8 protein-coding genes and 1 pseudogene are annotated in these 21,726 nt (G+C 62.0%); 5 read left to right on the top strand and 4 right to left on the bottom strand.

Annotated features, from left to right (window positions below):
* Nucleotides 1–84 precede the first annotated feature (84 nt).
* The 3 genes and pseudogenes from atuC to HCU66_RS10765 form a co-directional block, all read right to left on the bottom strand.
* The gene (gene atuC, locus HCU66_RS10780; RefSeq protein ID WP_205888474.1) at nt 85–1,701 is read right to left on the bottom strand and encodes a geranyl-CoA carboxylase subunit beta; all 1,617 of its coding nucleotides are present in this window, start codon (nt 1,699–1,701) and stop codon (nt 85–87) included.
* A gap of 123 nt (nt 1,702–1,824) precedes the next feature.
* A pseudogene (locus tag HCU66_RS10770) lies at nt 1,825–1,959 on the bottom strand (2,4-dienoyl-CoA reductase); the annotation flags it as partial.
* A gap of 12 nt (nt 1,960–1,971) precedes the next feature.
* Entirely contained in the window at nt 1,972–3,774 is a 1,803-nt protein-coding gene (locus tag HCU66_RS10765; protein ID WP_205888473.1) for an acyclic terpene utilization AtuA family protein, read from the bottom strand.
* A 178-nt stretch (nt 3,775–3,952) separates the two neighbouring features.
* Here HCU66_RS10765 and HCU66_RS10760 point away from each other — a divergent pair, with 178 nt between their 5' ends.
* The 3 genes from HCU66_RS10760 to HCU66_RS10750 all read left to right on the top strand — a co-directional run bounded on the left by HCU66_RS10760 (nt 3,953) and on the right by HCU66_RS10750 (nt 6,580).
* The gene (locus tag HCU66_RS10760; RefSeq protein ID WP_205888472.1) at nt 3,953–4,579 is read left to right on the top strand and encodes a TetR-type transcription factor C-terminal domain-containing protein; all 627 of its coding nucleotides are present in this window, start codon (nt 3,953–3,955) and stop codon (nt 4,577–4,579) included.
* Nucleotides 4,580–4,672: 93 nt separating this feature from the next.
* Nucleotides 4,673–5,467 carry a substrate-binding periplasmic protein gene (locus HCU66_RS10755; protein WP_205888471.1) on the top strand — a complete coding sequence of 265 codons (795 nt, stop codon included), beginning with the start codon at nt 4,673–4,675 and terminating at the stop codon, nt 5,465–5,467.
* Nucleotides 5,468–5,566: 99 nt separating this feature from the next.
* On the top strand, nt 5,567–6,580 hold the full coding sequence (locus HCU66_RS10750) for a GNAT family N-acetyltransferase (RefSeq protein WP_205888470.1): 1,014 nt from the start codon (nt 5,567–5,569) through the stop codon (nt 6,578–6,580).
* A gap of 132 nt (nt 6,581–6,712) precedes the next feature.
* On the opposite strand, the gene HCU66_RS10745 is transcribed toward HCU66_RS10750, so the two are convergent.
* Complete coding sequence (locus tag HCU66_RS10745; protein ID WP_007894994.1) at nt 6,713–7,261, bottom strand: RNA polymerase factor sigma-70; 549 nt, start codon at nt 7,259–7,261, stop codon at nt 6,713–6,715.
* Nucleotides 7,262–7,643: 382 nt separating this feature from the next.
* On the opposite strand from HCU66_RS10745, the gene HCU66_RS10740 reads away from it, so the two are divergent.
* Nucleotides 7,644–20,627, top strand: a complete 12,984-nt coding sequence (locus HCU66_RS10740; RefSeq protein ID WP_205888469.1) for a non-ribosomal peptide synthetase — start codon at nt 7,644–7,646, stop codon at nt 20,625–20,627.
* Between the two features lie 207 nt (nt 20,628–20,834).
* Nucleotides 20,835–21,647 (top strand): alpha/beta fold hydrolase, encoded by an 813-nt coding sequence (locus HCU66_RS10735; RefSeq protein WP_205888468.1) that lies wholly within the window; start codon nt 20,835–20,837, stop codon nt 21,645–21,647.
* Nucleotides 21,648–21,726: the final 79 nt, after the last annotated feature.

The raw sequence follows: 21,726 nt of genomic DNA, 5'->3' as shown, positions 1-21,726 counted from the left end.
GGGAACGCCTCAATGGACGCTCTGCGTCCGCCGTTGGGACGCGGAGCGTCCCGGGCTGCATTCCCACGCGGAGCGTGGGAACGATCAAAACCTCGCGATACCAAAACTGTTGGCTTGCAGCGGCCGCACTTGTGCCTCATGACAGATATCCAGCAGGTAGCCGAGCAAGGTGCGGGTATCCCGTGGATCGATCAGCCCGTCGTCCCACAGGTTGGCGCTGCCGTACAGCGCGGTGGACTGGCTGTCGAGTTTCTGTGCGGTGACCTGCTCCAGCGTGTCGAGCATGTTCGGATCGGGCACTACCCCATCCTTGAGCTGTTTGGCTTCGGTGACGATCCGCAGCACTTTGCCGGCCTGGGCGCCGCCCATTACGGCGGTGCGGCTGTTGGGCCAGGCGAAGATGAAACGCGGGTCGAGGCCGCGACCGCACATTGCGTAGTTGCCGGCGCCGTAGGAACCGCCGACGACGATCGTCAGTTTGGGCACTCGGGCATTGGCCACCGCCTGAATCATTTTCGCGCCGTGCTTGATCACACCTTGCTGTTCCGACTCGGTGCCGACCATGAAACCGGTGGTGTTGTGGAAAAACAGCAGGGGCGTCTGGCTCTGGTCGCAGAGCTGAATGAATTGCGCGGCTTTGCTCGCACCTTTGGGCGTGATCGGGCCGTTGTTGCCGATAAACCCGCAGGTTCGACCCTGAATCTGTAAATGCCCGCACACCGTCTGCTGATCGAACTCGCCCTTGAATTCGAGGAAGTTTGATGCGTCGGCAATCCGCGCGATGATTTCACGCACGTCGTAAGGCTTTTTCGGGTCCTCCGGGATCAGCCCCAGCAGTTCGTCGATGGGGTAGAGCGGTTCTTCCCACCGGCGCTCCGGTAACCATGGCAGCTGATCGTTCCACGGCAACAGGCTCATGATCTCGCGCACCTGGCGCACGCCATCGGCGTCGTTTTCGGCCAGGTATTCAGCGGTGCCGGCGGTTTGCGCGTGCATCTGGGCGCCGCCCAATTCTTCATCGGTAGCGACTTCGCCGGTGGCGGCCTTGAGCAGTGGGGGACCGGCCAGAAACAACTTGGCCTTGCCGCGCACCACCACCACGTAATCCGACAACCCCGGCTGATACGCGCCGCCCGCCGTGGCCGAGCCATGGACCACGGTGATTTGCGGCAGACCCATGGCCGACATCCGCGCCTGATTGGCAAAACTGCGCGCGCCTTCGACGAAAATCTGCGCCGCATAATTGAGGTTGGCGCCACCGCTTTCGGCGAGGGTGATCACCGGCAGTTTGTTTTCCATGGCGATCTGTTGCAGGCGCAGGGATTTTTTCAGGCCGCTGGGGGAAATGGTCCCGCCCTTGATCGCGCTGTTGTTCGCCACCACCAATACCCGTACGCCAGACACATAACCGATCCCGGCGATCAAACCGCCACCGGCCGCGCTGCCGTCCTTGTCGTCGTGCAGCTTGTAGCCGGCCAGGCTCGCCAGTTCGAGGAACGGCGCGCCGGGGTCGAGCAGCAAGTTGAGACGCTCCCGGGGCAACAGTTGCCCACGCTTGTCGAACCTGGGTTTGGCTTGGGTGGCTTTGCTCAACAGGTTCTGTTCGAGCTGGCGGATTTGCTCGATGCCGACCAGCATGGCCGCGCGGTTGCGGGCGAACGGTTCGCTGAACGGGTCGACTTGGGACTGGATGACCGGCATGGGTTATTCCTTGTCCTTGAGCTCGTCTGGTTTAGAGGCTTCGGGTCGAAGTACCTCGGGTAAATAGGCGCGATGAAAGCCGTTGTACGAGTGACGGTTCTGCGCCTTGTGCATCGGCCAGGCCCGCCCCAGCAGGACCAGCGCGCCGAGGGCCGCGAGCTCGTGAGCGGTGCAACGACCGATGCCGCTGCCGCCGCCGGTGACGATGATGGTTTGGCCAGCGAACAGGTCGGGTTTGTAAATCGAGTCATAAGCCATGGCGACGGTCCTCTAGGTGACCTGATCGGCGATGCGCTGGGGCACCGGGATCTGGATGTCCAGCAGTTGTTGGGCGAATGCCTTGCCTTGCGGATCGATCCGCAGGCTGGCCACGCCACCGCCGCCGAGTGCGTTTTCCAAAAGAAAATTAAAGCTCTGAGTGCCGGGTAAATACCAGCGTTCGACACGTCCGTGGATCGGGTCGAGGACATGGCTCATCCAGTCGACCATCACCTCGGGCGTCAGCGCTTCGGCGATCCATGGCAAATAATCGGGGTGGCGGGCCATGACGCCGATGTTGCTGTGATTCCCCTTGTCGCCGGAGCGCGCCACGGCGAGTTTGATCAGGGCCACGCTGGCGTCGGCACGTTCCGTGGTTTTGGGCGGATCGAACGGCAGCGGCAAGTCAGCCGGGTCGAGCGCATCGAGGGTAGGCAGGGTGCACGGGTGGTGCTCACCGGCGAGGTCGATTGCCAGGTGGCAGGCGGTTTTGTCGATCAGGAACGAAAACAGCCGGATCACCGGGTACACCGTCGGCCGCCCACCGACGATGCCGGTCAACCCCGGCGCCATGCCGGTGGCGGCCTGGGCGATTTCCCGGGAGAACAGGATCAAGGCTTGTTTGCTCGGGTGGCGCACGGCGAGTTTGATCACCACCTCGCGACTGTCCTGGCGCTGGCCATGGGGGCCATAAGTGGCCTCGCTGCCGAGCAGTTCGATGTTTACTTCGCTATAAGGCGCCCAACCGCGCAGGCTGAACATTTCCGAGGTCTTGTTGATGATCGCCTGGCTGACCCGTTGGGCCTTGGCCACGGCATCGACCCCGGCGATCAGGCAACTGGCGGTGCAGCGGAAACCGTCCGGATACGTGGCGCTGACCTTGTACTGAGCGGTCGGCGGCAAGCCTTTTGCGCCATGCACCTGAACCGCGTTTTTGCCTTGTTGCACGAGTTTGACCTGACTGAAATCGCACACCACGTCGGGCAGCAAATAGGCCTGCGGGTCGCCGATCTCATAGAGCATCTGCTCGCCAACCGTCAGTGGTGTGACCAGACCGCCGGAGCCGTCGGGTTTGCTGACGATGAACTGGCTGTCGGCGCTGACTTCGACGATCGGAAAACCGATGTGTTCGTAGTCGGGCACGTCCTGCCAATCGGTGAAATTGCCGCCGGTGCACTGGGCGCCGCATTCGATCAGGTGCCCGGCCAACGCGGCCTGGGCGAGTTTGTCGTAGTCGTGCCACGACCAGCCGAACTCATGCACCAGCGCGGCGCTGACCACGGCGCTGTCGACCACGCGCCCGGTAATGACGATGTCGGCGCCCAGGCGCAGGGCTTCGACGATGCCCGGTGCGCCGAGGTAGGCGTTGGTCGACACGCACATCGGCGGCAGGGGCGCGCCACTGAACATCTCATGCAGGCCAAGGCTGCTCAGGTGTTCGAACCGGGGTTGCAGGTCGTCGCCCGACAGCACGGCGATCTTCAGCGCCACTCCGGCCTTGTCGCAGGCCGCTTGCAAGGCAGCGGCGCACGCCTGTGGATTGACCCCGCCGGCATTGCTGATCACCCGGATCTGTTGTTGCGCGAGCTGGTTGAGAAGGGGGCTGAGGATTTCGATGAAGTCGCTGGCGTAGCCGGTGGCGGGATCATTCATCCGCGCCCCGGCCATGATCGACATCGTGATTTCGGCTAGATAATCGAACACCAGATAATCCAGCCGCCCGCCTTCCACCAGTTGCGCGGCGGCGGTCGAGGTGTCGCCCCAGAATGCGCTGGCGCAACCGATGCGGATTGTTTTGGGCGCCGCCAATTCCATAACCACCTCCGACAGAAGTGCTTCGAGACTACCAAGCAAGCGCTTGGTTTGTAAACGCCTAAACTATCTTCTGCCCAAGCGCTTGCTTGGTCGCTCCCGCCAGCTTAAATTGCCCGCGCAACCCCGCTGTTTTAGCGGGCAGCGGCGCAACTGATTGATCGACTGTAGGAGATAACGGGTGGACGAGCAAAAAGCCCTGAGGGTAATGCGCGAATTGGTCGACAGCGGCCAATTGACCGACCCGGACAGCGCCCGCGGCAAACTGCTGCAAGTGGCTGCTCACCTGTTTCGTAATAAAGGTTATGAACGGACCACCGTGCGCGATCTGGCCAGTGCGGTGGGTATTCAGTCAGGCAGCATCTTTCATCACTTCAAAAGCAAGGACGAGATCCTGCGGGCCGTGATGGAGGAGACCATTCGCTACAACACCGCGTTGATGCGCGCAGCGCTGGCCGAGGCTGGCAGCGTGCGCGAGCGGGTGCTGGCGCTGATTCGCTGCGAGTTGCAGTCGATCATGGGCGGCAGCGGCGAGGCCATGGCGGTGCTGGTGTATGAGTGGCGTTCGCTGTCTGAAGAAGGCCAGGCGCAGGTGCTGGCGCTGCGCGATATCTATGAAGACATCTGGCTGCAGGTGCTGGGTGAAGCCAAGGACGCCGGTTTTATTCGTGGCGATCTGTTCATCACCCGCCGTTTCCTGACGGGTGCGTTGTCCTGGACCACCACCTGGTTTCGTGCCGATGGCAGCATGAGCCTTGATCAATTGGCCGAGCAAGCGCTGATTCTGGTACTTGAGGAACGGCAGTGAGCCGTCTATCTCGGCAAAAACTGGCTAAGTCGGCGAAACCGCCTAGCTTGAATGCATTGATGAGTATTTTTTTTCGGGGGAGTGGCTGTGTTGATGTCTTCGCCAATTCGAATGGCGTCGCGGCTTTTGCTGGCGGCGCTTGCAGTGTGCTGGGTATTGCCGTCTCAGGCTGCACAAATGGTGCGGGTCGGTGCTGCGCATTTTCCTCCCTATACCGTACGCCCGGAATCCGGTGCCGACACCGGTCTGCTGCCGCAGCTGGTGGAAGCGCTGAATCAGTTGCAAACCGATTATCAGTTTGTACTGGTGCCCACCTCGATTCCCAGGCGTTTCAACGACTTCAAGGAAGGCCGGGTCGATATGGCGATTTTCGAGAACCCGGACTGGGGCTGGAAGGACATCCCGCATAGCCTCGTCGACATGGGCCTGGAAGATGCAGAAATCTTTGTCGCGCAGAAGAAACCCGATCGCGACGAGAGTTACTTCAAGGACCTGACGGGCAAGCGCCTGGCCCTGTACAGCGGCTATCACTACGAGTTTGCCAATTTCAATGCCGATCCCAAGTATCTGGCCGACACCTACAAGGCCACGTTGACCTATTCCCACGACAGCAACCTGTTGATGGTACTGCGTGGACGAGCGGACATTGCCTTGGTGACACGTTCCTACCTGAGCGATTACCTGCTGCGCAACGAGAAGGTCGGCGAGCAGTTGTTGGTGTCCCAACGCATCGATCAGGTCTATCACCATTACGCGCTGATTCGCCCGCAAGCGTCAATTACGGGCGAAGCATTCGGCAAGTTGCTGCAAGGCCTGCGAAACAACGGCCAGATGCTGAAGATTTTCGATCCCTACAAGATTGCCCTGGTGCCCGTGGGTAAAGACTGAAGCGTGCCATGGGTCACGCATTGGGCGACGGCGCTTAAATTTTCTGCCCCGGCTCACGTCACATCGTTGAACTGTCGACGATTACCGTGAGCCCGACCCATGTCCATTCTGAATGACCTGACCGCCCTGGCCTTGCCATCAGGCAACCATCTTGTAGCCGATGAAACCGCAGGCCGCCTGAGCCTGAGCCTGGAAAGGCAGCCGCTGATCGAACTGCGGATAACCCGCGAGCCCGAGTTGCATCTGCGGCTGGAGGAGCGTTTCGGCCGTCCTGACGGTCAAGCGTTCTGGGCGGCTTGTTATTGGCTGTTTGCCCGTGATGCGGCTTGTCAGCGGCTAACCTGGCACCTCGATGATGAGCCCACCGAAGCCTTGTTCAGCGGGTTGCTGATCGCGACCGACATCAGCGGTCAGTATCGCTGTGAACGCACGCTGTTCTGGCAATTGCCTCAGCCCTGGCTGGGTGAATCACTGACCGGCAGTTATCCGCAGCAAATGGTCATCAGCGATGGCAAGCGCCATCCATTACGTCCGGTGAAACCCCGTGGTGAGGTCTATCGACGCTTCGATGCGCGGCTGGGGGCGTGGGTGTCCCTGCGCACGGTAGAAATCGGGCACGACCTGGCGCGTTTCAACCGCTGGCAGAACAGTCCGCGGGTGGCGAGTTTCTGGCAGGAGGAGGGCAGTCTCCAGAAGCATCGCGAGTACCTGAGCAAGCTCGAAGCCGACCCGCACACCTTGACGCTGATCGGTTGCTTCGATGATCAGCCGTTTGCCTACTTCGAAGCCTACTGGGCCAAGGAAGATCGCATTGCGCCGTTCTATGGCGCCGGGGATTACGACCGGGGCATTCACATGTTGGTGGGTGAAGAAGATCACCGCGGCCCGCACAAGGTGGCCAGTTGGTTATCGGCGTTGGTGCATTACCTGTTTCTCGATGATCCGCGCACTCAACGGGTGGTCGCCGAGCCTCGCGCCGACAACGCAAAGATGATCGGGCATCTGCACAATCAGTGTTTTCACTGCGAAAAAGAGTTCGACTTCCCGCACAAGCGCGCGGCGCTGATGGTGCTGGGGCGTGAGCGGTTTTTTGATCGGTGTTCGTTGGCTTGATGCGTAAGGCTCAAGGGCTGTGGCGGTCTTGAGTCAGTCTTCGCGGGCAAGCCTCGCTCCTACAGGATTGTGTCGATTACATTATTTGTGAACGACACAATCCTGTAGGAGCGAGGCTTGCCCGCGAAGCTTTTAACGGCGTGCGAACGTATCCGCACGATTACCCGACACCTTGCGGCAATGCACCAGCGCATCACGAATCATGAAGTTCACCAGGGTTGGCGAGACGCCGAGTTCCTTGGCGATGTCTTTTTGCGGCACCCCGTGCAGACGGTACATCTCGAAGGCGTAACGGGTGCGGCTGGGCAGCTCCGTCAGTGCGTCGGCAATGTTTTCCAGGGTCGAGAAATTCATATGCGAGGTTTCCGGCGAAGCGCCCTGAATCACCACGTTCAGACCTTCCTCTTCCGGGCCCGAATACTTCTGCTCCAGCGCCTGCTTGCGGTAGTGATCGATCGCCAGGTTGCGCACGATCTGGAACAGGTAGCTGAGCTGCGCCTTGATTGACGAGGTGATCTGCGGTGCCGATTGCAGCCGGAAGAACGCATCTTGCACCACATCTTCGGCGCGGGATCGGCAGCCGGTGATGCGGGCGGCAATCTTGACCAGAATCAGTCGGTTGTCGACGAAGGCCTGAAGTAGCGGTGAATCGCACCTGCTTGTGGATACTTGTTCCGTCATTGGAAATCACCTTGCTGCAAATAGGGGCGTGGGGCGACATGAACATCGGAGCCGTCCTACATATCGAGCGACAAATTAGTTTGAATGATAATGATTGTCAATTGAGAAAGAGAATTAGTGCACTCAATGAAGTGCAGAGTGAGAGCCGCGACATGCTGACTCACTTACCGACCGCAAACCTGCTGGCGCTCAAGCCTGGCGACTAATTATTTGAAGACCCCATCCGTTCTCATTGGTGAATGGCTGCGGGCGCTCGCCCCGGCCTAAACCGCATCCCCAATGCCTTGCGCGGTCGGCGAAGACCGCGCCCTGCATGCCTGTAAACGGGCGTGACGTACGAAAACCGATTCCACTTGCAAGCCGAATTCAGGCAGGAAACCTCATGACCGACGCGTTCGAACTCCCCAGCACACTGGTCCAAGCCCTCCAGCGCCGTGCGGCCCTGATGCCGGATCGGGTGGCCTTGCGTTTTCTCGCCGAAACCCAGGATCAGGCTGTGGTGCTCAGTTATCGTGAGCTGGACCAGCGGGCGCGAACCATTGCCGGCGCATTGCAGGCCCAGGCGTCGTTCGGCGATCGCGCAGTGCTGCTGTTTCCCAGCGGCCCGGATTACGTCGCGGCGTTCTTTGGTTGCCTGTACGCAGGCGTGATCGCGGTGCCGGCCTATCCGCCGGAGTCGAACCGTCGTCATCACCAGGAACGCCTGTTGTCGATCATTGGCGATGCCGAGCCACGCTTGCTGTTGACCAGCGCCGACCTGCGCGACGCGTTGCTGCAAATCAATGAGGCGCCGCCGCTGTTGTGTGTCGACACCCTCGACAGCGCACTGGCCGAACGCTGGGTCGCGCCGCACCTGCACGGCGAACACATCGCCTTCTTGCAATACACCTCCGGTTCCACCGCGTTGCCTAAAGGCGTGCAAGTCAGCCACGGCAACCTGGTGGCCAATGAACTGTTGATTCGTCGTGGCTTTGGCATCGACCTCAATCCTGACGACGTGATCGTCAGCTGGCTGCCGCTGTACCACGACATGGGCCTGATCGGCGGCCTGCTGCAGCCGATTTTCAGTGGTGTGCCGTGTGTGTTGATGTCGCCGGCGTACTTTCTCGGCCGGCCCTTACGCTGGCTGGAAGCGATCAACGAATACGGCGGCACCATCAGCGGCGGGCCGGACTTTGCCTATCGATTGTGCAGCGAACGGGTCAGCGAATCGGCGCTGGAGCGCCTCGACCTGAGTGGCTGGCGCGTGGCGTATTCCGGTTCCGAACCGATTCGCCTCGACACACTGGAGCGTTTCGCCGAGAAGTTCGCGGCCTGTGGTTTTACCTCGGACAGCTTCATGGCTTCTTACGGCCTGGCGGAAGCCACGCTGTTCGTGGCCGGCAGCCCGCGCGGTCAAGGCATCCCGGCATTGCGCGTGGATGATCAGGCTCTGGCGCAACACCGTGCCGAGCCGGGCGATGGCAGCCCAATCATGAGTTGCGGCATCAACCAGCCGGATCATGCGGTGCTGATTGTCGATTCGGTATCGCTCGAAGAACTCGCCGACAACGCAGTCGGTGAAGTCTGGGCCGCCGGGCCGAGCATCGCCCATGGTTACTGGCGCAACCCCGAGGCCACGGCCAAGACGTTCGTCCAGCACGCTGGCCGTACCTGGCTGCGCACCGGTGACCTGGGCTTTATGCGTGACGGTGAGCTGTTCATCACCGGACGCCTGAAAGACATGCTGATCGTGCGCGGGCACAACCTCTATCCGCAGGACATCGAGCAGACCATCGAGCGGGAAGTGGAGGTAGTGCGTAAAGGTCGCGTGGCCGCGTTCGCGGTCAACCTCGAGGGTCAGGAAGGCATCGGTATCGCCGCGGAAATCAGCCGCAGCGTGCAGAAAATCCTGCCGCCCGAGGCGCTGATCAAAGCCATCCGCCAGGCGGTGGCCGAGGCCTATCAGGAGGCGCCGAGCGTGGTGGTGCTGCTCAATCCGGGGGCGCTGCCCAAGACCTCCAGCGGCAAGTTGCAACGCTCGGCGTGCCGTAATCGCCTGGCCGATGGCAGCCTCGACAGCTACGCGGTTTTCCCATCGGCAGCGAGCGAAAGTGAAGGCAGCACCGAGTCGGGCTCAGAGCTGCAAACCCTGATCGGCCAGATCTGGTGTGAGCAATTGCAGGTCAAGCAGGTCAACGCCGACGATCACTTCTTCCTGCTCGGCGGCAACTCCATCGCCGCCACTCAAGTGGTCGCACGCCTGCGTGAAGCGTTGGGGCTGGAACTGAATCTGCGCCTGTTGTTCGAAGCGCCAACCCTCGGCGCGTTCGCCGCCGCAGTCGCCCGACAACAACAGGACGGTGGCCTGGCCCAAGGTGCGATCACCACGCTGTCGCGCAGTGAAGCCATGCCGCAAACCCTGGCGCAAAACCGTTTGTGGATCACCTGGCAACTCGACCCGCAGAGCAGCGCCTACAACATTCCCGGTGCCTTGCGCCTGCGTGGCGAACTGGACGAAGACGCCTTGCGCGCCAGTTTCCTGCAATTGATCGAGCGTCACGAATCCCTGCGCACACGGTTTTTCGAGCGCGACGGTGTGGCCCTGCAACAGGTCATGGCTGCCGGTGAGTTCAACCTGCAAGTGATCGACATCAGCGACATGCCAGCCGCCGAGCGTGAAGCTCGCGCGCAGCAAATCCGTGAGGACGAAGCCCGCACATTGTTCGATCTGCAAAAAGGCCCGTTGCTGTGGGTGACCCTGGTGCGCCTCGACGACGAGGACCATCAACTGCTGGTGACGATGCACCACATCATCGCTGACGGCTGGTCGCTGAACGTATTGATCGACGAGTTCTCACGGCTGTACGCGGCCGCTTCTCAGGGCCAGACCGCCAGCCTCCCGGCCTTGCCGACCCAATACGCCGACTACGGCAGCTGGCAGCGCCAATGGCTGGCGCAAGGGGAGGGCGAGCGTCAACTCGCGTACTGGAAAGAGCAGTTGGGTGATGAGCATCCGATCCTGAGCCTGGCCACCGACCATCCGCGTTCGGCACAACACATTCATAGCGCCGCCCGCCACACGCGGCGTTTGGACGCGAGCCTGAGCAACGCCATTCGCCAGACCGCCCAGGCCCATGAGTCGACGCCGTTCATGCTGTTGCTCGCTGCCTTCCAGAGCCTGTTGCATCGCTACAGCGGCCAGCGCGACATTCGCATCGGCGTGCCGAATGCCAACCGTCCACGCTTGGAAACCCAGGGGTTGATCGGCTTCTTTATCAACACTCAGGTGCTGCGCGCCGAGGTGGATTCGCGACTGCCGTTCATTGAGTTGTTGGCGCAAACCCGGCAAGCCGCATTGGGCGCGCAAGCGCATCAGGACCTGCCGTTCGAACAACTGCTCGAAGCTTTCCCGCAGGCCCGCGAACAAGGCTTGTTCCAGGTCATGTTCAACCATCAGCAACGGGATCTCAGCGCCCTGCGTCGTCTGCCGGGGCTGCTCGCCGAAGAGCTGCCGTGGCACAGCCGTGAAGCCAAGTTCGACCTGCAACTGCACAGCGAAGAAGACCGCAACGGACGCTTGAGCCTGTCGTTTGACTACGCCAGCGAACTGTTCGATGCGCCGACCATCGAGCGTCTGGCCGAGCATTTCAGCAACCTGCTGCGAGCCGTCTGTGAGCGCCCGCAACAAGCGATCGGCGACCTGCAACTGCTGACCGCCGCCGAACACGCTCAGCTAAATGGCTGGAGTGTTGCTCCGTGCAACCCGGCGCAACAGTGGCTGCCGGAGCTGCTCAACGAACAAGCACGCCAGACCCCGGAGCGCACCGCGCTGCTGTGGGACGGCGGCAGCGTGGACTTCGCCGAACTGCACGCCCAGGCCAACCGTCTGGCGCATTACCTGCGTGACAAAGGCGTCGGCCCGGACGTGTGCGTGGCGATTGCTGCCGAACGTTCGCCACAGTTGCTGATCGGCTTGCTGGCGATCATCAAGGCCGGCGGCGCTTATGTGCCGCTGGACCCGGATTACCCGGCCGAGCGCCTGGCCTACATGCTCAGCGACAGTGGCGTCGAGTTGCTGCTGACCCAAACCGAATTGCTCGACCGCTTGCCGGTTACCGACGGCGTCAGCGTGATTGCCATGGACGCCCTGCATCTGGAGAACTGGCCAAGCCATGCCCCGGGTTTGCACCTGCACGGCGACAACCTCGCCTACGTGATTTACACCTCCGGTTCCACTGGCCAGCCCAAAGGCGTTGGCAACACCCATGCCGCATTGGCCGAACGTCTGCAATGGATGCAGAACACTTATCGCCTGAATGAAACCGATGTACTGATGCAAAAAGCGCCGATCAGTTTCGACGTGTCGGTATGGGAATGCTTCTGGCCGTTGATCACCGGGTGCCGCCTGCTGATCGCCGGCCCCGGTGAACATCGCGATCCGCACCGCATCGCGCGACTGGTTCAACAGTACAGCGTGACTACGCTGCACTTCGTGCCGCCGCTGCTTTCATTGTTCATCGACGAACCGCTCAGCGCCGAATGCACCAGCCTGCGCCGGCTGTTTTCCGGCGGCGAAGCCTTGCCCGCCGAACTGCGCAACCGCGTGCTGGCGCAACTGCCGGCGGTGCAACTGCACAACCGCTACGGCCCGACCGAAACCGCGATCAACGTCACTCACTGGCGTTGCACAACGGCTGATGGCGAGCGCTCGCCGATTGGCCGGCCATTGGGCAACGTGCTGTGCCGCGTGCTCGACAGTGACCTCAATCCGGTGCCGGCCGGTGTGCCGGGTGAACTATGCATCAGCGGTATCGGTTTGGCCCGAGGTTACCTCGGTCGTCCAGGTTTGACCGCGGAACGCTTTGTGGTCGATCCGCTGGGCGAGCAAGGCGCACGTCTGTATCGCACCGGCGACCGTGCCCGCTGGACCGCCGACGGCGTGATCGAATACCTCGGTCGTCTCGATCAGCAAGTCAAACTGCGCGGTTTTCGTGTCGAGCCGGAAGAAATCGAAGCGCGTTTGTTGGCGCAGCCCGGAGTCGCCCAAGCGGTGGTACTGGTGCGGGAAACGGCGGCGGGCGAGCAGTTGATCGGCTACTACACCGCCACCGATTCCACTGAAGACGTCGGCGCTCAAATCGCACGCCTGAAAGCAGCACTGGCCGCCGAACTGCCGGAATACATGGTTCCGGTGCAACTCATGCGACTGGACGAAATGCCCCTGAGCCCGAGCGGAAAACTTGACCGTCGCGCCTTGCCGGAACCTCAGTGGCAAGTCCGTGAGCACGTCGAACCTGTCACTGTCCTTGAGCAACAAATCACCGGCATCTGGCGTGAAGTGCTGGGCCAAACACAGATCGGCCTGCGCGATGATTTCTTCGCCCTCGGCGGCCACTCGCTGTTGGCCACGCAAATCATCTCCCGCACCCGCCAGGCCTGCGACGTCGAGTTGCCGCTAAGGGCGCTGTTCGAAAACTCCGAGCTGGGCGCATTCGCCGAGCAGGTTCGAGTGATCCAGGCCAGCGGCATAACCAACATGCAGCCACCGATCGAGAAGGTCGACCGCAGCCAACCGGTGCCCTTGTCCTATTCCCAGCAACGCATGTGGTTCCTCTGGCAATTGGAACCGGACAGCCCGGCCTACAACGTCGGCGGCATGGCGCGGTTGCGCGGCGTGCTGGATGTCGGGCGTTTCGAAGCGGCGCTGCAAGCGCTGATCATGCGTCACGAAACCCTGCGCACGACGTTCCCGAGTGTCGACGGCGTGGCCCGGCAACAGGTGCATCCGGACACCGGCCTGCGCATGGACTGGAAGGATTTTTCCGCGCTGGCGTTCGACACCCGTGAACAACGAGTACAGCAACTGGCCGACGACGAGGCCCATAAGCCTTTCGATCTGGAAACCGGGCCGCTGCTGCGTGCTTGCCTGGTCAAGACCGCCGAGCAGGAGCATTACTTCGTCCTGACCCTGCACCACATCGTCACCGAAGGCTGGGCGATGGACATCTTCGCCCGAGAACTGAGCGCGCTCTACGAAGCGTTCGTCGATGATCGAGATTCTCCGCTGCCACCGCTGCCGGTGCAGTACCTGGATTACAGCGTGTGGCAGCGTCAGTGGCTGGAGTCCGGCGAACGTCAGCGCCAGCTCGATTACTGGACCGCGCAACTGGGCCGCGAACACCCGCTGCTGGAATTGCCGGCTGATCGTCCGCGTCCGCCGGTGCAAAGCCATCAGGGCGAACTGTTCCGCTTCGACCTCAGCGATGACCTCGCGGCACGGGTTCGTGCCTTCAACGCAGACAACGGCCTGACCCTGTTCATGACCATGACCGCCGCTCTGGCCGTGCTGCTTTACCGCTACAGCGGCCAGACCGACCTGCGCATCGGCGCGCCGGTGGCCAACCGCATTCGCCCGGAAAGCGAAGGGTTGATCGGCGCGTTCCTCAACACTCAAGTGCTGCGTTGCCAGCTCGACGGGCAGATGTCCGTCGGCGAGTTGTTCGAGCAGGTTCGCCACACCGTGATCGAAGGCCAGTCCCATCAGGACCTGCCGTTCGATCATTTGGTGGAAGCCTTGCAGCCGCCCCGCAGTGCTGCGTACAACCCGCTGTTCCAGGTAATGTGCAACGTGCAGCGCTGGGAGTTCCAGCAGAGCCGCACCCTGGCCGGGATGACCGTCGAGTACTTGGCCAACGATGCGCGAGCGACCAAGTTCGACCTCAATCTGGAAGTCACCGACCTCGACCATCGCCTGGGTTGCTGCCTGACCTACAGCACCGATTTGTTCGACGAACCACGTATCGCGCGCATGGCCGGGCACTGGCGCAATCTGCTGGAAGCGTTGCTGGCCGATCCGCAACAGCGCTTGAGCGAGCTGCCATTGCTCGACGCCACTGAACAGCAAAACCTGCTTGACAGCCTCGGCATCGAATCGGGCGAACATCGCCTCGATCAATGCATCCATCAGCTGTTCGCCGAACAGGCGCTGGTGCGCAAGGACGCGCCGGCCCTGACGTTCGCCGGGCAAACCCTGAGTTACGCCGAACTCGACAGCCGCGCCAATCGCCTGGCCTGGATGCTGCGCGAACGCGGTGTCGGGCCGCAGGTGCGGGTCGGCCTGGCGCTTGAGCGTTCGCTGGAGATGGTCATCGGTTTGCTGGCGATCCTCAAGGCAGGCGGCGCCTATGTGCCGCTGGATCCGGAATACCCGCTGGATCGCCTGCACTACATGATCGAAGACAGCGGCATCGGTCTGCTGCTCAGCGATGCGGCGATGTTCGCGGCCCTCGGCGAGTTGCCGGCCAGCGTCGGCCGCTGGTGCCTGGAAGATGACGCCGCTGCACTGGCCAACTACCCGGCCAGCGAGCTGCCATTTATCAGCCTGCCGCAGCATCAGGCTTACCTGATTTACACCTCGGGCTCCACCGGCAAACCGAAAGGCGTGGTGGTGTCCCACGGTGAAATCGCCATGCACTGCCGCGCCGTGATAGAACGCTTCGGCATGCGCCCGGATGACTGCGAACTGCACTTCTATTCGATCAACTTCGACGCCGCGACCGAGCGTCTGCTGGTGCCGCTATTGAGCGGTGCGCAGGTGGTCCTGCGTGCTCAAGGCCAGTGGGATGCGCAGGAAATCTGCGGGCTGATTCGTCGCCATAACATCAACATCCTCGGCTTCACCCCAAGCTATGGCAGCCAGTTGGCGCAATGGCTGGCGACCCAGGGCGAAACCCTGCCGGTGCGCATGTGCATCACTGGCGGCGAGGCCCTGACCGGCGAACACTTGCAGCGGATTCGCGCAGCGTTCAAGCCGAGCCTGTTTTTCAACGCGTACGGCCCGACCGAAACCGTGGTCATGCCGCTGGCCAGCCTGGCGCCCGAGCAATTGGAAGAAGGGCTGGGCAGCGTGCCGATCGGCAGCGTAATTGGCGCGCGCGTGGCTTACCTCCTCGATGCCGATCTGGCGTTGGTGCCGCAAGGTGCGATGGGTGAGTTGTATGTCGGTGGCGCCGGTCTGGCGCAGGGGTATCACCAGCGTCCGGGCATGACCGCCGAACGCTTTGTCGCTGATCCTTTTGCCGCGAACGGCGGACGTTTGTACCGCACCGGCGACCTTGTCCGTCAGCGCGCCGATGGTCTGGTTGAGTACCTCGGCCGCATCGACCATCAAGTGAAGATCCGTGGTTTCCGCATCGAACTGGGGGAGATTGAAACCCGTTTGCTGGAACATGAGTCGATCCGTGAAGTGGTCGTGCTGGCACTCGATGCACCGAGCGGCAAACAACTGGTCGGCTATCTGGTCACCGACGTGGCCGAGCAGGACGAAGCGCAACAAACCGCCCTGCGCGATGCGCTCAAGGCTCATTTGAAGGCCCAACTGCCGGACTACATGGTGCCCACGCACCTGATGCTGCTGGCGTGCATGCCGCTGACTGCCAACGGCAAACTCGACCGCCGCGCACTGCCGGCACCGGACCCGGAACTGAATCGTCAGCAGTACGTGGCGCCGAGCAACGAACTTGAGCAGACCCTGGCCGGCATCTGGTGCGAAGTGCTGAACGTCCAGCAGGTCGGCCTTAACGACAACTTCTTCGAACTGGGCGGCGATTCGATTCTGTCGATCCAGGTGGTCAGCCGTGCGCGGCAGCAGGGCATTCACTTCAGCCCGCGTGACCTGTTCCAGCACCAGACCGTGCAAACCCTCGCCGCCGTGGCGACCCGCACCGAGCAGGTTACCGCCGAGCAAGGTTTGCTCACGGGTGAATCGCGTTTGACGCCGATTCAGCACTGGTTCTTCGACACTGAAATTCCGCAGCGTCAACACTGGAACCAGGCATTGCTGCTGGAACCGACCGTGGCGCTGGAACCCCATCGTCTGGAGCAAGCGCTGTTGGCGGTGATCGAGCAGCACGACGCCTTGCGCCTGCGCTTCACCAAAGTCGCCGGCCAGTGGCAGGCCGAGCATCAGCCAGTTTCCGACGCCGCCGTGCTGTGGCAGGTGCAAGTGCCGACCCTGGACACATGCGCGGCGCTGTTCGCCGATGCCCAGCGCAGCCTCGACCTTAAGCAAGGGCCGTTGCTGCGGGCACTGCTGGTCGATGATCCCGAGGGGCACCAGCGGCTGTTCATTGCCATTCACCACCTGGTGGTGGACGGGGTGTCGTGGCGGGTGCTGCTGGACGATCTGCAAACGGTTTATCGTCAACTCGAATCCCGGCAGCCGATAAAACTGCCGGCCAAAACCAGTGCCTTCAGGGACTGGGCCGCACGGTTGCAGGCTTACGCCGGCAGCGAATCCCTGCGGGAAGAATTGAGCGGGTGGCAGGCTCAGCTGGCTGGCCCAAGTGCTGAATTGCCGTGTGACCGACCTCGGGGCGGTCAACAGAATCGTCACGCGCAAACTGTCAGCGTGCGCCTCGACAGCGAGCGTACCCGCCAACTGCTGCAACAGGCGCCGACGGCCTATCGCACCCAGGTCAACGATTTGCTGCTGACCGCATTGGCCCGTGTGGTGTGCCGCTGGAGCGGTCATGAGTCGGCGTTGATTCAACTCGAAGGTCACGGCCGAGAAACCCTGTTCGACGAGATCGACCTGACCCGCACCGTCGGCTGGTTCACCAGCGCGTATCCGCTGCGCCTCACACCGGCGAATGAGCAGGGTGCATCGATCAAGGCGATCAAGGAACAACTGCGCGCGGTGCCGCACAAAGGTTTGGGTTATGGCGTGCTGCGTTACCTGGCCGATGGCCTGTGCCGCCAGACCATGGCCGCGCTGCCGGTGGCGCCGATCACCTTCAACTACCTTGGCCAGTTCGACCAGAGCTTCGGCAGTGATGCGCTGTTCCGTCCGCTCGATGAGCCGGTGGGTGCGGCTCATGATCCGCAGGCGCCGCTGCCTAACGAGCTGAGCGTCGACAGTCAGGTGTACGGCGGTGAGCTGGTGCTGCGCTGGACCTTCAGCGCCGAACGTCATGATCTGCAAACCATCACTGACCTGGCAGAGGCGTATCTGGGCGAATTGCAAAGCCTGATCCAGCACTGCCTGAGCGACAACGCGGGCGGCCTGACGCCGTCGGACTTCCCGTTGGCCAGACTGACTCAGCCGCAACTCGACGCACTGCCAGTCCCGGCGGCGATGATCGAAGACGTCTACCCGCTGACCCCGATGCAGGAAGGCATGCTGCTGCACACCTTGCTCGAACCGGGCACCGGCCTCTACTACATGCAGGACCGCTACCGCATCAACAGCGAGCTCGACCCGCAACGTTTCGCCCAGGCCTGGCAAGCCGTGATCGCTCGACATGAAGCCTTGCGCGCGTCGTTCTGCTGGAACGTCGGCGAAGACATGCTGCAAGTGATCCATAAACCGGGCAGCACGCCGATCGAGTATCTGGACTGGAGCGCGGTTGCCGAAACCGAGCAAGAGCCGAAGTTGCAGGCGCTGCTCAAAAGCGAGCGCGAGGCCGGGTTCGATCTGCTCAACCAGGCACCGTTCCACCTGCGCTTGATCCGCGTGGGCGCGGCGCGCTACTGGTTCATGATGAGCAACCACCACATCCTCATCGATGCCTGGTGCCGTTCGCTATTGATGAACGACTTCTTCGACATCTACACCGCCCTCGGCGAAGGTCGGGAAGCGCAACTGGCCGTGCCGCCGCGTTATCGCGATTACATCGGCTGGCTGCAACGCCAGAGCCTGGCCGAAGCGCGGCAGTGGTGGCGGCAGAACCTGCAAGGTTTCGAGCGCACCACGCCGATTCCGAGCGACCGGCCATTGCTGCGTGAACATGCCGGCGACAGCGGCGGCATGATCGTCGGCGACCGTTATACGAGGCTCGATGCCCGGGAGGGTGCGCAACTGCGCGAACTGGCCCAGGCCCATCAACTGACCATCAACACCTTCGCCCAGGCGGCGTGGGCGCTTGTGCTGCGTCGCCTGAGCGGTGATCGCGACGTGCTGTTCGGCGTCACGGTGGCCGGGCGTCCGGTGCAGATGCCAGAGATGCAGCGTACCGTCGGGCTGTTCATCAACAGCATCGCCCTGCGGGTGAAAATGCCCGAGGACGATCAGCGCTGCAGCGTTCGTCAGTGGCTGACCGGTTTGCTCGACAGCAACATGCAGCTGCGCGAGTACGAGTACCTGCCGCTGGTGAGCATCCAGGAAAACAGCGAGTTGCCGAAGGGCCAGCCGCTGTTCGACAGCCTGTTCGTATTCGAGAACGCCCCGGTGGAAGTCTCGGTGCTGGACCGGGCGCAAAGCCTCAATGCCACCTCGGATTCGGGCCGCACCCACACCAACTTCCCGTTGACGGCGGTGTGTTATCCGGGGGATGACCTGGGTTTGCACCTGTCCTACGACCAGCGTTACTTCGACGAATCCACGGTCGAGCGCATGCTCGGTGAGTTCAAGCGCCTGTTGCTGGCGCTGGTCGAAGGCTTCCATGGCGACATGGCCGACTTGCCGCTGTTGGGCGCAGAGGAACAGGACTTCCTGATCCATGGCTGCAACCAGAGTGAACACGATTACCCGCTGGAGCAGAGCTATGTCTCATTGTTCGAAGCGCAGGTTGCCCAGCATCCGCAGCGGATTGCCGCCAGTTGCCTCGATCAGCAACACAGTTATGTTGAGCTGAACCAGCGCAGCAACCGTCTCGGCCATGCGCTGATTGCAGCCGGCGTCGGCCTCGATCAACCCGTGGCGCTGCTCGCCGAACGTAACCTCGACCTGCTGGGCATGATCATCGGCAGCTTCAAGGCCGGTGCCGGTTACCTGCCGCTGGACCCGAGCCTGCCGAGTCAGCGTCTGAGCCGGATCATCGACCTGAGTCGCACGCCGTTGCTGGTCTGCACCCAGGCGTGCCGTGAACAAGCCGTTGCGCTGCTGGAAGAGTTCGGTTGTGCCAACCGACCTCGATTGCTGGTCTGGGAAGACGTGCAGGCGAGCGATGTGTCGGTGGCCAATCCGGGTATTTACAGCGGCCCGGACAATCTCGCGTATGTGATCTACACCTCGGGCTCCACCGGCCTGCCGAAAGGCGTGATGGTCGAACAGCGCGGCATGCTTAATAACCAGTTGAGCAAGGTGCCGTACCTGAAACTGAGCGATGCCGATGTGATCGCGCAAACCGCCTCGCAAAGCTTCGACATTTCGGTCTGGCAGTTCCTCGCGGCGCCGTTGTTCGGTGCTCGGGTGGACATCGTGCCAAACAGCATCGCCCACGATCCGCAAGGCTTGCTGGCTCACGTTCAGCGCCAGGGCATCACCGTACTGGAAAGCGTGCCGTCGCTGATCCAGGGCATGCTTGCCCAGGAGCGCATGAGCCTCGATGGCCTGCGCTGGATGCTGCCGACCGGTGAGGCGATGCCGCCGGAACTGGCGCATCAATGGTTGCTGTGTTACCCGCAGATCGGCTTGGTGAACGCTTATGGCCCGGCGGAATGCTCGGACGATGTGGCGTTCTTCCGGGTCGACATGGCCTCGACCCGTGGCAGTTATCTACCGATTGGTACACCGACCGACAACAACCGTTTGTACCTGCTCGATGGCGCGCTGGAGCTGGTGCCATTGGGGGCGGTGGGTGAGTTGTGCGTGACCGGCACCGGGGTGGGGCGCGGTTATGTGAGCGATCCGTTGCGCACGGCGCAGGTGTTTGTGCCGAACCCGTTCGGTGCGCCGGGGGATCGCTTGTATCGCACCGGCGATCTGGCCCGACGTCGCAGTGATGGTGTGCTGGAATACGTCGGACGCATCGACCATCAAGTGAAGATTCGCGGTTACCGCATCGAACTGGGTGAAATCGAGGCGCGTCTGCATGAACAGCCGGAAGTCCGCGACGCGGCGGTCGGGGTGCAGGAGGGCATCAACGGCAAGCATCTGGTCGGCTATCTGGTGGCAGCAGATTCGGCGCTCAATCCGCACGAACCACTGGAGCGGATCAAGCAGCGCCTGCGTGCCGAGTTGCCGGAGTACATGGTGCCACTGCACTGGCTGTGGCTCGACAAGCTGCCGCTCAACGCCAACGGCAAACTCGATCGCAAGGCCTTGCCGGCGCTGGAGATCGGCCAGCTGCAAAGCCAGGACTATCAGGCGCCGGGCAATGAGCTGGAGCAAACCCTGGCCGATATCTGGGCCGAGGTGTTGAAGGTCGAGAAGGTCGGCGTGCGTGACAATTTCTTCGAGCTCGGCGGCCATTCGCTGTTGGCCACACAGATCGCCTCGCGGGTGCAAAAAGCCCTGCAACGCAACGTGCCGCTGCGGGCGATGTTTGAGTGCAGCACGGTGGCGGAGTTGGCCGAGTACATCGACGGGTTGGCGGCGAGCGACATTACCGAGGAGAAGGTGGATCGGTTGAATGATTTGATGGCGGAGCTGGAGGGGTTGTAGTTCTCTAGCATCAGTGAGGGCCTCTTCGCGGGCAAGCCTCGCTCCTACAGGTCCGCGTCGATTGATCGACACAATACCGTAGGAGCGAGGCTTGCCCGCGAAGGCGTCCCAACAGGCAGCACAAAGCTGCGGGTTGACTGCCGGTCCCATGCGGCTCAGTCTTCCTGTGCTTTTTTAATGGATCCGATTTCACCAGGGAGACAGTCGATGCCCTTCGTAACGGTTGATGGACAAGCGCTTCACTACATGGATCAAGGCACAGGCCCGGCGGTGTTGCTGGCTGGCAGTTACCTGTGGGACCAGGCCATGTGGGCACCGCAGATTGCGGCACTGTCGCAGCACTATCGGGTCATTGCCCTGGACCTGTGGGGCCATGGCGAGTCCGGGCGGATGCCCGAGGGCATGACCTCGCTCAATGACGTGGCGCGTCAGGCACTGGCATTGCTCGATCATCTGGACATCGACCGCGTCACGCTGGTCGGTCTTTCGGTGGGTGGCATGTGGGGCGTTCGACTGGCGCTGTCGGCGCCGCAGCGGCTCAACGGTCTGGTGCTGATGGACACCTACGTCGGCGTCGAACCGGAACCGACTCGCCAGTACTATTTCTCGCTGTTCAAGCAGATCGAAGACAGCGGTGAGATCTCGCCGCAACTGCTCGACATTGTGGTGCCGATTTTCTTCCGCCCGGGCATCGATCCGCAGTCGGCGCTGTATCAGGAATTCCGCGCAAAACTGGCGGCGCTGCCAGCCGACCGTCTGCGTGAAAGTATCGTGCCGATGGGGCGGATTACCTTTGGGCGTGATGATCTGTTGCCGCGCCTGGCTCAGTTGAACCCTGAAACCACGCTGTTGATGTGCGGCGACCAGGACAAACCGCGGCCGCCGTCGGAAACCCAAGAGATGGCTGAGTTGATCGGTTGCCCGTATGTGCTGGTGCCGGAGGCGGGGCATATCTCCAATCTGGAGAACCCGAAGTTCGTGACTGACGCACTGATGAAGTTTTTGGCTGAGAGAACTTAGTCGATCATGCAGACGCCTTCGCGGGCAAGCCTCGCTCCTACAGTATTGGGTCGTTCGCAATAATCGCAAACCACCCAAA

This window comes from Pseudomonas frederiksbergensis, from assembly GCF_017114915.1.
GTDB classification, from domain to species: Bacteria; Pseudomonadota; Gammaproteobacteria; order Pseudomonadales; family Pseudomonadaceae; genus Aquipseudomonas; species Aquipseudomonas frederiksbergensis_I.
The sequence above is the reverse complement of the archived record's forward strand: the minus strand, read 5'-3'. Positions and strand labels throughout refer to the sequence as shown.

What these genes read in the sequence shown, in the direction of transcription:
- HCU66_RS10765 (WP_205888473.1), bottom strand. Translation starts at nt 3,774, where the DNA reads ATGGAATTGGCGGCGCCCAAAACAATCCGCATCGGTTGCGCCAGCGCA.
- HCU66_RS10735 (WP_205888468.1), top strand. Translation starts at nt 20,835, where the DNA reads ATGCCCTTCGTAACGGTTGATGGACAAGCGCTTCACTACATGGATCAA.
- HCU66_RS10750 (WP_205888470.1), top strand. Translation starts at nt 5,567, where the DNA reads ATGTCCATTCTGAATGACCTGACCGCCCTGGCCTTGCCATCAGGCAAC.
- HCU66_RS10740 (WP_205888469.1), top strand. Translation starts at nt 7,644, where the DNA reads ATGACCGACGCGTTCGAACTCCCCAGCACACTGGTCCAAGCCCTCCAG.
- atuC (WP_205888474.1), bottom strand. Translation starts at nt 1,701, where the DNA reads ATGCCGGTCATCCAGTCCCAAGTCGACCCGTTCAGCGAACCGTTCGCC.
- HCU66_RS10745 (WP_007894994.1), bottom strand. Translation starts at nt 7,261, where the DNA reads ATGACGGAACAAGTATCCACAAGCAGGTGCGATTCACCGCTACTTCAG.
- HCU66_RS10755 (WP_205888471.1), top strand. Translation starts at nt 4,673, where the DNA reads ATGTCTTCGCCAATTCGAATGGCGTCGCGGCTTTTGCTGGCGGCGCTT.